General features: G+C 37.3%; 19 protein-coding genes. 7 read left to right on the top strand and 12 right to left on the bottom strand.

What is annotated here, in order from left to right:
• Positions 1–228: 228 nt before the first annotated feature.
• The 3 genes from ACH0CI_RS04570 to ACH0CI_RS04560 all read right to left on the bottom strand — a co-directional run bounded on the left by ACH0CI_RS04570 (position 229) and on the right by ACH0CI_RS04560 (position 1107).
• The gene (locus tag ACH0CI_RS04570) at positions 229–414 is read right to left on the bottom strand and encodes a hypothetical protein (RefSeq protein WP_335707705.1); all 186 of its coding nucleotides are present in this window, start codon (positions 412–414) and stop codon (positions 229–231) included.
• Positions 415–473: 59 nt separating this feature from the next.
• Complete coding sequence (locus ACH0CI_RS04565; protein WP_016765283.1) at positions 474–599, bottom strand: hypothetical protein; 126 nt, start codon at positions 597–599, stop codon at positions 474–476.
• A gap of 103 nt (positions 600–702) precedes the next feature.
• Positions 703–1107, bottom strand: coding sequence for a secondary thiamine-phosphate synthase enzyme YjbQ (locus ACH0CI_RS04560; RefSeq protein WP_033579874.1), 405 nt, complete (start codon positions 1105–1107; stop codon positions 703–705).
• A gap of 118 nt (positions 1108–1225) precedes the next feature.
• Here ACH0CI_RS04560 and ACH0CI_RS04555 point away from each other — a divergent pair, with 118 nt between their 5' ends.
• The 3 genes from ACH0CI_RS04555 to ACH0CI_RS04545 are packed head-to-tail and all read left to right on the top strand — an operon-like array spanning position 1226 to position 4899.
• The gene (locus ACH0CI_RS04555) at positions 1226–2662 is read left to right on the top strand and encodes a spore germination protein (RefSeq protein ID WP_335707707.1); all 1437 of its coding nucleotides are present in this window, start codon (positions 1226–1228) and stop codon (positions 2660–2662) included.
• 15 nt (positions 2663–2677) lie between these two features.
• Positions 2678–3775, top strand: a complete 1098-nt coding sequence (locus ACH0CI_RS04550; protein WP_098113576.1) for a GerAB/ArcD/ProY family transporter — start codon at positions 2678–2680, stop codon at positions 3773–3775.
• Positions 3772–4899, top strand: a complete 1128-nt coding sequence (locus tag ACH0CI_RS04545; RefSeq protein WP_274862905.1) for a Ger(x)C family spore germination protein — start codon at positions 3772–3774, stop codon at positions 4897–4899. The genes ACH0CI_RS04550 and ACH0CI_RS04545 overlap by 4 nt, the downstream gene beginning before the upstream one ends.
• A 5-nt stretch (positions 4900–4904) precedes the next feature.
• Here ACH0CI_RS04545 and ACH0CI_RS04540 read toward each other — a convergent pair whose 3' ends face one another.
• On the bottom strand, positions 4905–5273 hold the full coding sequence (locus ACH0CI_RS04540) for a hypothetical protein (RefSeq protein ID WP_335707709.1): 369 nt from the start codon (positions 5271–5273) through the stop codon (positions 4905–4907).
• Between the two features lie 230 nt (positions 5274–5503).
• Between ACH0CI_RS04540 and ACH0CI_RS04535 the strand changes: the two genes are divergently transcribed.
• A complete protein-coding gene (locus tag ACH0CI_RS04535; RefSeq protein ID WP_013058688.1) occupies positions 5504–6106 on the top strand; it encodes a DUF3885 domain-containing protein in 603 nt (200 codons plus the stop codon).
• Positions 6107–6146: 40 nt separating this feature from the next.
• Here the strand turns inward: ACH0CI_RS04535 and ACH0CI_RS04530 are convergent, their stop codons facing one another.
• From ACH0CI_RS04530 to ACH0CI_RS04510, 5 genes are all read right to left on the bottom strand, one after another.
• Positions 6147–6842: a hypothetical protein gene (locus ACH0CI_RS04530; RefSeq protein WP_335707710.1), complete on the bottom strand. Its 696-nt coding sequence runs from the start codon at positions 6840–6842 to the stop codon at positions 6147–6149.
• Entirely contained in the window at positions 6842–7711 is an 870-nt protein-coding gene (locus tag ACH0CI_RS04525; protein WP_028415094.1) for an ABC transporter ATP-binding protein, read from the bottom strand. The genes ACH0CI_RS04530 and ACH0CI_RS04525 overlap by 1 nt, the downstream gene beginning before the upstream one ends.
• Entirely contained in the window at positions 7708–8076 is a 369-nt protein-coding gene (locus ACH0CI_RS04520) for a GntR family transcriptional regulator (RefSeq protein ID WP_028415095.1), read from the bottom strand. Before ACH0CI_RS04520 ends, ACH0CI_RS04525 begins: the two co-directional genes overlap by 4 nt.
• Before the next feature lie 105 nt (positions 8077–8181).
• On the bottom strand, positions 8182–8937 hold the full coding sequence (locus tag ACH0CI_RS04515; protein ID WP_033579868.1) for an alpha/beta family hydrolase: 756 nt from the start codon (positions 8935–8937) through the stop codon (positions 8182–8184).
• Positions 8938–9151: 214 nt separating this feature from the next.
• Positions 9152–10042 carry a YitT family protein gene (locus ACH0CI_RS04510; protein ID WP_013058693.1) on the bottom strand — a complete coding sequence of 297 codons (891 nt, stop codon included), beginning with the start codon at positions 10040–10042 and terminating at the stop codon, positions 9152–9154.
• Between the two features lie 265 nt (positions 10043–10307).
• Here ACH0CI_RS04510 and ACH0CI_RS04505 point away from each other — a divergent pair, with 265 nt between their 5' ends.
• From ACH0CI_RS04505 to ACH0CI_RS04495, 3 genes are all read left to right on the top strand, one after another.
• A complete protein-coding gene (locus ACH0CI_RS04505) occupies positions 10308–11117 on the top strand; it encodes a DUF4397 domain-containing protein (RefSeq protein WP_335707712.1) in 810 nt (269 codons plus the stop codon).
• Positions 11114–11737, top strand: coding sequence for a class F sortase (locus tag ACH0CI_RS04500; RefSeq protein WP_028415098.1), 624 nt, complete (start codon positions 11114–11116; stop codon positions 11735–11737). Before ACH0CI_RS04505 ends, ACH0CI_RS04500 begins: the two co-directional genes overlap by 4 nt.
• 128 nt (positions 11738–11865) lie before the next feature.
• The gene (locus ACH0CI_RS04495; protein WP_406900921.1) at positions 11866–12684 is read left to right on the top strand and encodes a glycerophosphodiester phosphodiesterase family protein; all 819 of its coding nucleotides are present in this window, start codon (positions 11866–11868) and stop codon (positions 12682–12684) included.
• A gap of 27 nt (positions 12685–12711) precedes the next feature.
• On the opposite strand, the gene ACH0CI_RS04490 is transcribed toward ACH0CI_RS04495, so the two are convergent.
• The 3 genes from ACH0CI_RS04490 to ACH0CI_RS04480 all read right to left on the bottom strand — a co-directional run bounded on the left by ACH0CI_RS04490 (position 12712) and on the right by ACH0CI_RS04480 (position 14871).
• Positions 12712–13398 carry an ABC transporter permease gene (locus ACH0CI_RS04490; RefSeq protein ID WP_335707714.1) on the bottom strand — a complete coding sequence of 229 codons (687 nt, stop codon included), beginning with the start codon at positions 13396–13398 and terminating at the stop codon, positions 12712–12714.
• Position 13399: 1 nt separating this feature from the next.
• Positions 13400–14242 carry an ATP-binding cassette domain-containing protein gene (locus tag ACH0CI_RS04485; RefSeq protein ID WP_335707715.1) on the bottom strand — a complete coding sequence of 281 codons (843 nt, stop codon included), beginning with the start codon at positions 14240–14242 and terminating at the stop codon, positions 13400–13402.
• A 119-nt stretch (positions 14243–14361) separates the two neighbouring features.
• Positions 14362–14871 carry a GNAT family N-acetyltransferase gene (locus tag ACH0CI_RS04480; RefSeq protein ID WP_406900920.1) on the bottom strand — a complete coding sequence of 170 codons (510 nt, stop codon included), beginning with the start codon at positions 14869–14871 and terminating at the stop codon, positions 14362–14364.
• Positions 14872–14885: the final 14 nt, after the last annotated feature.

Below are 14885 nucleotides of genomic sequence, written 5' to 3'. Positions count from 1 at the left end.
ACAATGACAATGAATCTTCATCTTTCTCTTAAAGACTAAGCGTATAGTTAGTATATCAAATGAAACTTTTTCTTCAAGGCTATACTAGCGGTAAAAAAGGAAATAGTATGAAACGATGCGTTTTATCTTTATTTCATACAATTCAGTACCCTAATATTTATTATATTAAACCTTTTAGAAAAATTGCTACTATTATATCTTTTTTATAAAAAAGATATTAAGACCTAACTAAATTATTCCAATCCAAAGACGAACAAACGAGATAAATGATCTCAACTGCTTGTTATGTTGCTGTTGATTTCCTTGTAAGACTTCGCTTTCCCCAGGAGGCTGATGAGCCTCCTCGTCTACATACATAAAATCTACGTTCACTATATCAATGAAAAAATCCGAATGCGTTGGATTCTCCAGCAAGAATCTAACTCATTCGGATCTTCTTTCAATAAAAATAATTTTGTCTCAGTCTCTTCACTTTACCGACACGTACTGTAATACTCGTTGACAATGTCTAAAATAGTTGGGTATTCTTCCACCCATGTAAAATTTGTTTTTTCGTTTTCTTTTTTTACTGTTTCTTGTTCTGCACCTATCTTTTCCATTGTTCAATCTCTCCCTTTAACTGTTATATAACATTTATATTAAACTAACTTTGTTTTATAACAATTTTCAGAAAAAAGTTGGACAATGACGTATGAAAAAAAGTTATTGTAGGGATAAAATTTTCACATAATACGTACGAGTCCTCGGTCCATCAAACTCACAAAAATAAATTCCTTGCCACGTTCCTAGCAGCAGCTGCCCATCGTGAATGATTATATGCTGAGAGGGGCCGACCGTGCTCGCTTTGAGATGTGCCGCCGTATTTCCTTCCATATGAAGATCTAACTTATGTTCCCAAGGATATACTTCATCGAAGCGTCGGATCATATCCGTTTTTACATCGGGATCCGCATTTTCATTAATTGTTATACCAGCGGTTGTATGAGGACAGTAAACAACTACAGCCCCTTCTTTTAATCCTTTTGTTCTTATTACTGCTTGTACCTGACTCGTAACGTCGATCATTTCGTCACGCTTATTCGTTTTTAACGTAAATGAATGTAGCATACCATCACCTCTTTTCTTTACCATAACATATCTTTTCTATTCTTCCACATTTTTCGCATAACTCGTTTTTACATCGTAAACACTAAGCTCATTAACACAACAGGCGGTGAGTTTATTTATGCTTGATTCAAAATTTCAGCCCAATGCAGACTACACCGTTCAAACGTTTCTAGATTTGGTGGGTCAAAATACAGATGTTGGTTCCAAAAAATTATGGCTGTCCCCCACAAAATATATATGCATTATTTATCTCCAAGGATTAGTCGACGGAGAAAAACTTGATAATCTCACTCAGCATATTGTTGAGACCAAAGCAAAAAGTGAAACGCAAACACTCGATGACATCGATTCGTTTATTTCTGTCATTAAAGACAAAGAAGTTTATACATACAAGCAAGCGATCTCATGTTTTTTTAAAGGTCAGCCCTTGCTGTTCATTAGCGAAAGCACCACGGCATATTCGCTGAATATGTCTATGACCAAACAGCGCTCTTTAAGTGAACCTACAACAGAAAAAGTAGTGCGTGGCCCTAAAATTGCGCTTATCGAAAACTTAGATGAAAACCTTGGTCTTTTAAGGCAGCGTTCTACCGAAGAAGAAATGGTTATTGAAGACATTTACATTGGAAATACAAAGGAACATCGAACAAGTATCGTTTTTCATAATAAACACTGTCAAACTCACATCGTGAATCAAGTCCGAGAGAAATTATTAGACATTCCTTTAGATAACATTCAAGACTCAGGAATGATTGAAGAATTTTTAGAAGAAGCACCCTACTCACCGTTCCCTCAAGTGCAAAATACAGAAAGACCGGATCGGGTTCTCGCCGCGGTGAATGAAGGGCGAGTAGCCATTTTAGTAGATGGCTCTCCTTTTGCTCTTTTAGTGCCTACAACTTTCGATATGATTATGAAATCACCCGATGATTATTACGAAAGATGGATAGCGGGTTCATTGCTAAGATTGCTGAGATACTTGTCTATTTTTATTACGTTGTTCTTTTCAGCTATTTATATTTCACTCGTTTCGTTTAACCAAGGTCTGCTTCCGACAGAGCTGGCTATTACTATTGCAGCCACACGAGAAAACGTTCCTTTTTCTCCTTTTATCGAAGCAGTGGTCATGGAAGTGACGCTTGAATTGTTGCGCGAAGCCGGGCTGCGTCTCCCTACTCCTGTTGGACAAACAGTTGGACTTGTAGGAGGGGTTGTGATTGGTCAAGCAGCGGTAGAAGCACATATCGTTAGTTCTGTGATGATTATTGTTGTATCTGTGTCGGCAATCGCGTCCTTTACCGTTCCTCAGTACGGAATTGGCCTTTCGTTTCGAATTTTGCGTTTCGTATCTATGATGATTGCAGCAATTTTTGGATTATACGGCGTTTCCATGTTTTTTCTTGTGCTCGTCATCCATTTAACCAAACTCGAAAGTTTTGGTATAGCCTACTTTAAACCGTTTTTTGCGTTAAATAAAAAAGCGTGGAAAGACTCTTATGTTCGTCTTCCAAACAAAAGCCTAAAACAGTCTAAAAATAAATCAAAACAAAACTAACAAAAGGAGGACCATATGCAACAATCACAATCAAGCAAGCTTCTTTCAGATTTTTACGCCATTTCAATTATTTCTTCAACTATGCTTGGCGTCGGTTTATTAACACTGCCAAGCAGTATTACAAACCAGACAAATAATGCAGACGGATGGATTGTACTGATTATGGACGGTCTTTTGTTTATTGGAATTGTTCTTTTTTTAGTCTGGATGGTTAAGTATTTTACAATCAGCTGTATGTTTGATTTTACACAGGAAGTAACCGGCAAGATAATTGGGAATATCTTCAACTTTGCTATGGTCGTTTATTTTACATCTGTAGCAAGTTTTGAAGTAAGAGCTATGGCAGAAATGATTCATTTTTATTTACTGGAAACGATGCCCATTGAATTAATTATTCTTTCGTTTATTTTGACAGGCGTTTATTTAATCACGGGAGGTATTGATTCTATTGGAAAAGTAATGGCACTGTGTTTTCCTGTAACGGTCATCATTCTTCTTACCTTATACGCTCTTAGCATCGGTATGGTGGATTTAAAAAACTTGCAGCCTGTATTAGCTGACGGATTCAGCCCGCTTCTTGCTGCCTTTACAACCGTCTCTGTTTCTTTTTTAGGGATTGAAACCATTGTATTTCTTCCGAAGCATATGAAAAATAAAAATCACTTACGAAAAGTTTCGATCATCGGATTTTCTATTCCTTTACTTTTATATATTATCACTTACGTATTAGTTGTAGGCGCTTTATCCGTTCCGGAAGTAAAAACAACCGTTTGGCCTACGATTGAATTTGTTCAGACGCATGAAGTAAAAGGAATTTTCTTTGAGAGGCTTGAATTATTTTTACTTATTGTCTGGCTTCTTCAGTTTTTTTTAACCTTTGTAATGTATTTCTTTTTGGCTGTTTCAGGATTTAAAAAGATTTTCAAAAACCGATCAACTACCAATATTATCTTTCTTGTGCCCATTTTATTTATGAGCTCGTTAGCCCCCAAAACAGCAAGCGACGTGTCCCATTTTTCAACGGTATTAGGCTGGGCATTTTTAGTGACATTTTTAGTTATCCCTCTTTTTTTCAGCACGTTAATGAAAATAAAAAAGGTTGTGTTCAAATGACGAAAAAATGTCTTCCTGTCATGATGACCGTTTTTTTATTATGCGGCTGTATGAGCCATCGGAATATTGAACAACTTGCTCTTGTTATAGGAGTGGCAATGGATATTACACCAAAAATCGAACCAAAAACAGGAAAAAATCAACTTGTGCTGACTCATCAAACGTTGACCGAAACGGAATCCGGAAATATGTCTTCTTCCATTCCATACAAGAACATTACAACAGCTGGTCCTACCATTCATGAAATCACGCGAAATATTTCGCTGAAATCTGACCCTATATACAGCCAGCATCAGCGAGCACTTTTAATAGGAGAAAAAGCAAGCAAGACGATCCCTCTGGATGCGCTTATCAATCAGTTTGTCCGTGATAATGAAATACGGCGCAGCAGCCTTGCGTTTGTTACAAAAGGCGATGCTAAAAACGTTTTAACGATTCAAGGAATGTCTGTGCCTCCAGTCAACTTAATTTACGAGCTTGTTTACAATAAATTCAAAACGAATAAAATTCTAAATCCCTTAACCATGGGAGAGCTATCGGCTAAGTTAAAAACAGATCAAAGCTTTTTAATACAGCGGCTTTCTAAAATAAAAAACAGCGTTGAACTAGACGGTGCGGCAATTATAAAAGATAAAAAAGCAAAATTCATCTTAACTCAGCACCAAGTAGAGGCTTTAACGTGGTTAACGGGGAATATTAAAGGCGGAATTATTTACGGCAAACACGGTCCATATCCCTTTTCCTATGAAATCGGAGATGTTCAGCAAGATGTGAAGGCCCGCATTGATTCAAATCACTCCGTTCATTTTGACATCAACGTCCAAACAAGAGGCAGACTATCAGAAGATTGGGAGACTTCAAAACAGTCTCTTGCCGCCTCTAATGTAAAAAAGATCGAAAAAAAAATAGAAAAAATCATTCGAAAAGACGCGAAAAAAACACTCGGCTTACTGCAAAATAACTACAAAGCTGATGTGATTGACCTGCATGATTACGTACGAATTCATTATCCTCATTTTTGGAAAAAACATCAGCATGAATGGGATGAAATATTTAGCCAGTCAACCATCGACTATCATGTTCATGTTCAAATTAAAGATTTTGGGACACAGGGCAGAGATTAGTCTTATTACTCAACGCCAGCTTCAGTCAGCTCTTTTTTCTTTAGTTCCATAATCGTGAACTTATCGGTATAGTTTTTGCTGACGAACAGCTGGCGTTCATCGTCGTTATTAAAATAAAACTTTTTATCGTCTTGATATTGAAAATTCACTTTTTTCTTTTTCATTTGTTTAATAAACGTTAAATAGTCATTTGAATGAATGAGGTACCTCTTAGGCTTATCAGATATTTGAACAACATCTTCACCTGAGGACTTTAATTTTACAATACTCCATGCAATGGGAAGAGGATTACCTTCTTGAAAGATCGTTTTGTGAAAAATAAGCACAAAGAAAGCAGCTGTAACAATTGAAATAAGAAAAAGCTGTTTTTTCACCGTCTATCACCCTTTCTTCACGTCGTTACTACGTTAAGTAATACGACAGCCGTATGAAAAAACCTGTTCATCCGCAAAGGTTGTGTAAAGAAATAATGCAAAATCAACAAAATATAACAGTTTGGTTACCTTTTGATTAAATAACATTACTTCTTTACAAATTTAGCTAATCACGTGATAGACTAAATTCAACATATTAAGTCAGGACTAAACTAAATGAGGTGTTGCGTATGACCACAATGCGGCTTCAATCATACTTAACAACAATGTTTCCAAATGTTCAAATGAAAAGACCTCTTTTTTATAACGCGCCCGCTGGTATCCGCTTTACGCTTACCAATCAAAAAGGCGTATGGGAACGAGAATACATGAAAAATGTGTACGCACGCGCTTATGAAATTTTTGAGACACTCCATGAAAAAAATGATGAGCTGCTGCTTGTTTTCAAAGCGAATGCTGCACAGGATGATTTACTCTTAAAAAAGAAAAAAGAAACAGCTATTAAAAAATTCATTCGCTCTCGCCTGAAGAAGCAGGAAGTTCAATCCGTAGCATTATTAAATAACGCTGAGTATATTATTGCTTGTAAAACAAATGATGTGAAAGAAAAACTTCTTTTACAATCAATTGCCAACCGTGATCTTCATATTCATCCTGCTATTGAAGAAGAGTGTTACATTGTGAATTTGAATAAAGAAACCATCTTCCACCTATACGATGAGCGCGGACTGGACATTGTATCGAACAATCAGTCTTCTCTTCAACTGCTTCAGCAAAAGTTTCACGACTGGATTCTAGATATTGATGCAGCTTGTTCAAAAAAAGTACAGTAAAAAAGCAATCATTCAGTAAAGGAATGATTGCTTTTTTTTATTAGGCTTGATGAACAGGAGACGCTTTTTTTAAAAACAGCCAGTTGATAAGAAAGAGTAGGAAGCTTACGATAACCATTGTTCCGAATGTAAGTACCAACGAGCCGCTCGAAAAGCTTTTTATAAAATGAATAACCGGTTCTTTTGTCACTGGAATGGTAAATAGTAAAATTAAAACAGCTCCGGTGATCATCCCTCCTGTTTGCCCGAATTTGTAAACGATGCTGCCAAGCAAACACGCGGCTGCTGTAATAAAAAAGATAAAGACAGCGTCCGTTAAAAAGTGAACAGCGAGAGTAGGATCATGGAAGATAAAATCACTTGCATAATAAAGCTGAACATTCATTAAATTCAAACTATTAATCACCTTCATTGAAATGCTCATGATGACAACATTGATAAAAGACATTACAATTGCAAATAGAGCAAAAACACAGGTCATCGTTGAAAGATATGCTTTACGGGTAGCTCCTAACTTTAAGCAAAAGGAAAAACTTTTTCGAATGATAATAAAACTTACAATACCTGAAAAGATATACTGCGGCATACTTGTTACTAACAGAAGATGCTCATTCACCTGACTGAACACTAAAATATCTACTGCAACAAAAGCTAGCAGAATCGTCCAAAAGCGAATCATTAAATACTTTAGTTCAACGTAGAGCGAATAACTAATGGCTGCAAACTGTCCTTTCATTACGCTACACCTCCACGATTGGCTGTAAGATAAATCATAATATCCTGTATGTGAACGGCTTCTACATGAAACGAACTGTCGACAAGTTCTTCAGCATAAATATCTTCATTAAACAGCACTATTTTTTTCTCTCCCCCGAATACTTGTTCATGGATGACTTGCTTTCCTTTTTCATATTCTTCAATTTGACTTTTAGGTCCTTTCACACTTACACAGCGCTGTTGCAAATTTTCTGCTGTATCCTGAAGAATTAGCTTTCCTTTTTGCATAATAAGTACTTCTTCAAACAAATTACTTACTTCATCAATTAAGTGCGTTGAAATAATGAACGTGCGTGGATATTCTTCATATTCATCCAATAAAAGCTCATAAAAGCGCGCTCGCATCGCAGCATCAAGTCCAATATAAGGTTCATCAAAAATTGTGATGCTTGTGCGAGAAGATAACCCAACAATAATTCCTAACGCTGATTCCATACCTTTAGACAATGCTTTCACTTTCCTATTACAATCTAAATCGAACTCTTCCATAAGCCTCTCAGCAGCTTCCTGGCTCCAATAAGGATAAAAAAAGGAGGCAATTTTTAGCACGTCTTTGACTTTTAATGTTTTTTTGAAATTTCCGCTTTCGTTAATTAAGCAGATGTTTTGTAGAACAGAGCGGTTTTCAAACGGAGATTGATTTCCCACTTTTACCTCTCCTGTTGTAACTGGAATATGTCCGGCTACAATTTGCATCAGAGTCGTTTTACCCGCTCCGTTTCTACCTAGCAGTCCGTATATTTTATTTTGTGCTAGCGTAAGTGAAATATCCTTTAACACTTGCTTAGATCCGTAGCATTTATTTAACAGCTGCGCTTCTATATTCATTCTATTTCCCCCTTGTCTAACAGCTCTTTTAACTCGGTTACCGTAATTCCTAAATGCTGTGCTTCTTTTTTCAGCGGAACGATAAAACGGTTATAAAATTCTTCTTTTCTTTGTGTAAGCAACACTTCTTTGGCACCCGCACATACAAACATCCCGATCCCTCTCTTTTTATACAATATTCCGTGGTCAACTAGCTGATTAATTCCTTTAGCTGCCGTTGCAGGGTTAATGCGATACATTTTGGCAAATTCATTCGTAGACGGTACTCTTTCTTCTTCTGGAAAAGCATCATTCAAAATATTCTCTTCGATGGTTTCTTTGATTTGTTGAAAAATTGGTCGCTGATGATCTAATGATTGTTTCATTTTGACTACCTCACTTAAGTGGTTCATTACTCATGTAACTAACTATATAACTAACTGGTTATTTTTTCAAGTATTATTTCCAAAAAAAGAAAAAAAGTCCGTCAGTTAGTTACTGACGGACTTTTTCATTTGACTGTTTAACCACTTGACCGTTCTTTTTACTAGCTCATCCTGCTGCTCTTTAGGAGAAATACTGGCTTTGTTGTCGCCTTTTTGTTTCCCGTACATTCCAAACTGTGCGTGATTAGCTCCTTTTACTTGGACCAGCTCCGTATTTTTTGAAAGTAAATGCTTGGTTTCTTTAATTTTTTCAGGCGTCGACAAACCATCTTTCTCACCGGTTAAAGACAAAATAGGGTAAGTGGAGGTTGAAAAATCATTTTTATTCATCGGATACGATGCTAAAAGAACTAAGCCTTTTATTGAGTTTTGATGATCATACGCATAAGACGCTGCACTCACTCCTCCAAGGGAATGCCCTCCGATAAACCATGCGGCAATCTTCGGGTAGCTCTTCACAATATCCGTCGCTTTATTTTGACTAAAGAAGCTCATATTAAACGGAGAATCTACAACAGCAACAAGATATCCTTCATTTGCAATTTGCTGAGCATAATAGCCATATGCTAACGGCTCTACTTTAGCACCTTGATAAATAATATAGCCGGCCTTTATCTCTTTGTTCGTTTGAGGCTTAAATACGTAATAATCGTCTTTTTTCACTACTTTTTTCTCATCTACCAGTGAGTGAAGCTGTTTTGAAGGTTCATAATCAAAACCCGACCATATAACAAAAAAAGCCGCGGTTACTGCAACAAGAACGGCAAGACTGACTCCTAGTATTTTTAACGTTTTTTTCATGTCACTCCCTCTTTCTGTTTTTTTACTATGTACTCTTTTTATATCTTTTAGACATTTTACATGTTTGTTTCAAAGACATACAAGAAAAAAGAGGGGCTCAATATGCATGAAGCAGCAAAAGTAACGTAAACCATTACAAACAATCAAGCAGAAAAAGCTAAAAATTCGGCTGTAAGCTATAATAAGGGGCAGTCTCATTAGCAGACAACCTTCATTAATGAATATCTCGTTTCTTAAACCTTCCTCCCCTGACTTCAGCAATAGCTGCTACAGCAAAAAAAGCAGATGGATCTATCTCATCGATAATCGCTTTTAACTTTGCTTCTTCAAGCCTGGTAATAACACAAAAAATCACTTTTTTATCATCTCCCGTATACGCACCTTCCCCGTTTAAATACGTGACGCCTCTCCCTAAACGAGCAAGGATTGCTTCACCAATTTGTTCATATTGTTCGCTAATAATCCAAGCTGACTTGGACTCATCTAAACCTTGAATCACAATGTCAATCGTTTTAAAAGCAATGAAGTAAGCCATTAAAGAATACATAGCGCGATCCCAGCCAAATACAAAACCGGCACTTCCCAAAATAAATAAATTAAAAAACATAATCGTCTCACCTACGGAGAACGGCGTACGCTTATTAAATAAAATAGCTAATATCTCGGTGCCGTCTAAAGAACCTCCGTATCGAATAACAATTCCTACTCCCACACCGAGAACAATTCCGCCAAACACAGTTGCTAAAAGAGGGTCGCCTGTTAAGACCGGCAAGTCGTGAAAAATAGAGGTAGCAATGGATAGAATGATAACACCTAATAGCGTAGATAGCGCAAATGTTTTTCCAATTTGCTTGTATCCAATAAAAAAGAATGGAAGATTTAATACGAAGATATAAAAGCCGATTTGAACATCCGTTAAGTGGGATAAAATAATAGATATACCTACAATTCCACCGTCAATAACCTCATTAGGGACAAGAAAAAATTCTAGCCCGACGGCCATTAAAAGGGCCCCCACTAAAATAAATAGCATACGCTTTACAATCATTTTAGCTGATAGCGAACGATGAACAACCTTTTTTATTTCATGATTCGTTTGCAGCACATAACTTCCCCTCCTTTTTGTGATAGAGACATCAGTTACTAACTAAACGCTATATTTTAATATTATCATAAAATTCAAACTATTCATCTGCTCTTTTACAAAAATTTCATCTAATGAAATAAATTATGCATATATTGGATAAAATTGTAGATGATAACAAGTGAATAAATGCCCGAGTACGTTCAAAAGTGAATGCACCCCGACCACTTTTCATACGGGATTAGATTAACAGGACAAACTTAGATTAAAAGGAGAGTAAAACGTTATGAACCGTGTAAAGATTATTGCTGCTTCTTTACTCGCAGTTTTATTGCTAGCTTTTTCAGATAATTTCACTTCTGCAGCTGTGCAGGAGGCAATGATACGAGTTGTGCATGCATCACCTGATGCACCTGAAGTAGATATATATGTGGACAATCAAAGCATCGTAGTCGGCGCATCGTTTAAAGATGTGACAGATTACCTTAAGGTACCTGCGGGGTCTCATAAAGTAGAGGTATATGCTATAGGTACAAAAGGAAAAGAAAAACCTGTCATTTCCACTAATGTAACCGTCGAAGCAAACAAAGCCTATACCCTTTCTGCTATTAACCAAGTTGCACACTTAGAATTAAAAGTAGCTCAAGATGATATGAACGTAGCTAAAGGAAAGAGTAAAATCCGAATTGCTCACTTTTCTCCAGATGCTCCCGCTGTTAATGTAGGTATTAATCACGGCCCTACTTTGTTTAAAGACACTTCTTTTAAACAAATGACAAATTATTCTGAAGTAGATGCCGGAACTTATGATTTAACCATTGCAACTAGTCAAGACAATAAAAAAATACTGGAAATTCCAAATCTTAATTTAGAAGCCAACACGGTCTACACGGTGCTCGCTATTAACAAAGCCGACAGCCTTGAAACACTGTTATTAAAAGATAATACCGCTATGCCTTCCGAAATGCCAAAAACCGGTATGGGCGGTGCTTCAGAGGATAATTATAATTCAATTGTGCCGGTTCTTACTTTATTGGGAATTGGAGCGGTCGCTATATTTGTTGTTCGTCGTCACAGAGGATACGAAAGCGAATGAAATGGATAGGAGGGGTTTTCACCTTTTCTTTTATACTATTCATGAGCAGCTGGTTTGCCCAATCAGCATTTGCAAACAGCTCGACGGATTTTGTTGTGAAGATGGCTGAAACAAAATCGGCTCAATCCTTGAAATCTTCAGGGACCGCTTCTACACCTCTTCCATCTCAGCTTATTATTCCGAAGCTTCATATCAAGGCTTTTATAAAAGGAATGGGCCTTACTAATCAAGGTGAAATGAGCGTTCCTGATAATGGTCATGATGTAGCATGGTTTAAGCTTGGAGCAAGACCCGGAGAGGAAGGAAATGCGGTCATTGCAGGACATGTTGATGACCAAAAAGGACCCGCTATCTTCTATCATCTCGACAAGCTCACAAAAGGAGATGAAATTTTTGTAACCGATCAGCAAGGTCAGCAGCTGGCCTTTGTTGTTACCAATAAAGCTTCTTACCCCCGAGAGTCTGCTCCTATCAGAGAGATTTTCGGTCCAACTTTTCAACACCAGCTTAATTTAATCACCTGTACGGGAACATTTGATCATAAACAGAAAACTCATGAGCGCAGACTCGTTATTTATACAAGCCTCCGCCCGGAAAAAACAGCCGATGTTTCTCACTGAACATCGGCCTTTATTACTTTTAATTACACACTGGTTTGTTTTATTTAAATATTTACACAGCCTTAATATGAACACAACATCTCGCTGGTAAACTAATGCACGACCCCTCAATAAAAAGGAGTTTTGATATGAGACGAAAATGGTGGTTTGTAAGCTCACTCACTTTTTGTTTATGCGGTATTTTTATGTTTATACATACGCAGGCAGCTTCTACTCAAGCAGAAAAAGTAGCCATTATTGCTCATCGAGGCGCATCAGGATATGAGCCAGAGCATACGACGCAATCTTATCTCACGGCCGTCAAGCAAAAAGCGGATTACATTGAACTTGATCTTCACATGTCTAAAGATCAGCAGCTTGTAGCCATTCATGACTACAAAATTGACCGCACGACAAATGGAACAGGATATGTAAAACAGTATACAGTGAAGCAGCTTCAGCATTTGAACGCAGGAAAAGGTCCTAAAAAAGCCGTTATTCCAACCTTAGAAGAAATATTCCGTACGTTTGGCAATCGAACAAACTATTATATTGAAACAAAATCTCCTCATGAATATCCAGGTATGGAAAAAGAATTGTTAACGCTGATGGCTAAGTACAACATTCATACTGATCATGTTATTGTACAATCATTTAGTCCTGAAAGCTTAAAAACCGTCCATCGATACCGACCTACTATGAAACTAATTCAACTGATTCGTTCCAAGCAAACCAATATGTTAACAGATCAACAGTTCAGACAAATTAAAACGTACGCGAACGGCATCGGTCCTAACGCAAACACGCTGACAAAACCATATGTACAAAAAGCTCGCTCGTATGATTTAGACGTCCATCCGTATACAGTAAATGATGAAAAACAAATGAGAACACTTATCGAGTGGGGCGTAACCGGCATGTTTACTAATTACCCGGATCGTCTTTATAACGTGCTTCATAATAAATAAACACTTGCCGCGGCAAGTGTTTATGCTTTATACATCTCTTCTATTCGCTCTCCACAAGTACAGGCTAATTAATGCTATGGCATAAAGCAAAGCCCAGCCAAACACTAAAAACTTGTTTAATCCATCGTTAATAAATTGAATGATTGCAGATACGGGTGGCAATACATACAGCAGCAGTCCCCCTCCTTGATACGGAAATGAAACGCCTGCCGCTGCAAGCGTAATGATTAAAATAAATAGAGGTCCAAACCACGATAAGCTGCCTTCTCTTACAACATCTCTTGTAAAAACAAGACCTATGCTCATACCAAGCAAACTAAACGTCCAGTGAATAATAAACCCAAACACCATTTGCTTAGTGGATATATCCACTTCAAACATATCAAGCAGCACGGGATAGGCAATTGAAACCGCTGATAAAAATGTAAACAGCAGAACACAGCTAATAAGTTTGCTCGTAAAGTACTTATTCTTTTTCCCTACGTGAAGTTTTGTAATAACTTCTTGACTGGAATCTTCCGCGTGAAACAGCGACATTGTAAACCAAGTGGTTAGAAAAAAGAGGAAAAGCGCCGTATTAAAAAAGCTATCAAGCACCGGGTTCGGTCTATATGTATAGTTCATACACAGCGAAATAATATAAAGTGCAAGCGGCGGAATATATCGATACGATTTAATATATGTAATAAAATGATAGCGAATCAATGCACCCATCTTAAATTTCTTCCCTTTCCATATGATATAGCTTTACAACTTCACCTTGAACAGCAAGTAATTCTGCAAGAAACTCGTTTACATATTTTTTATCTATATAAAAAATCCAGTAGTTTCCGTGCTGTTCAATTTTCGTGCACTTTTCTTTTAATAAACGAAGTGGCTTATTAAGAATCACATTTGCCTCAATAACCGTTAAATGCTCAATGAGTTGAACGCGCTCATTTTTTAAAATGCGCTGTGACCCAATGGTGATAACACGATCTGCTACAGCATGTATGAGCCTTTCTTCATGACACGTAAATACAATGGTCATCCCTCGTTCTTTTAGCTTTGTAAAAATTCGTTCTACTTCTAGCTGAGCACGCGCATCTAATCCTGATAGAGGTTCATCAAGCAATAGCAGCTTAGAAGAACTCAGCAGTGCTTGCATCATGTTGACTTTTTGCTTCATTCCTTTTGAAAAAGAAACGATTTCTTCATGTTTAAACTCTACCATTTCGAAAGTTTCGAGCAGCTCTTCAATTCTAGAGCTGCGCTTTTTCTTAGACAATCCTTGAATTCGTCCCATGTGCTGCAAATAACCTGCTAGGGTAAAACGCAGCTCCTGAGGAAATTGCTCTACCACAAATCCAGGCGTACCGGTTTCTTTATCAAGGTGAATTGTTCCTTTAGTCGGTTTAGATAATCCGCCAATTAGCTTTAAAAACGTACTTTTTCCCGCCCCGTTTTTTCCAACAATCGCAACAGTCTCTCCTTTATAAAGGGTCGTATGAATGTTTTCTAATACGGTATGTTTTTTGTATACTTTTGCAACATTTTTTAATTCAATCAGTTTTTCCATCCGCTGCCTCGCCTCTCCATAATCCTATATGTTAAATCATAGCATATTTATGGGGAATGTGCTTCCATCTCTATACGTTTCAGCTAAATTTTTCCCGTACAAAAAAGCCTTTGATATGGTCAAAGGCTTTTTATAGACAATACCATATGCTCTTCATCAATAAATTCACCATCTACTTGAAGAGCTCTTTTTTCGTACGCATAAGAAGTAAAACCGAGGCTTTTGTATAGGGCTTTTGCCCCTTCATTTTTAGCAGCGACAGCTAGGTAGATTTGCAAAACATTCGTTTTGGAAAAAGCTTGTTCAACAGCGGCTTTTAACAGCTTCTTCCCAAGACCTTTCCCCCTTGCTTCAGGGGCTACGTACATGCCCCAAATATCTCCTTTATGCTGAACTTTTAAAGGCTTTTGCTGCTGAAACCCTACAATCCCTACAAGCTGGCTTTCCATAAAAGCTCCTACTACAAATTCTGATTGGCTGCTTGGAAAATAATTTCTGATATCAGCAATTTCTTTTTCATATTCTTCTTCATAACTTAAAATAAAACTTTCGGGATGATCTTTTAAAGCACGAAGACGGAGTGCAAAGTACACGTGAGCGTCTTCTTTTGCCAACAATCGTATATTCATCTTTTCACCTTAGT

This window comes from Priestia sp. 179-F W1.4 NHS (assembly GCF_045369295.1).
Classification (GTDB): domain Bacteria; phylum Bacillota; class Bacilli; order Bacillales; family Bacillaceae_H; genus Priestia; species Priestia zanthoxyli.
This window is presented reverse-complemented; position numbering and strand designations above follow the sequence as displayed.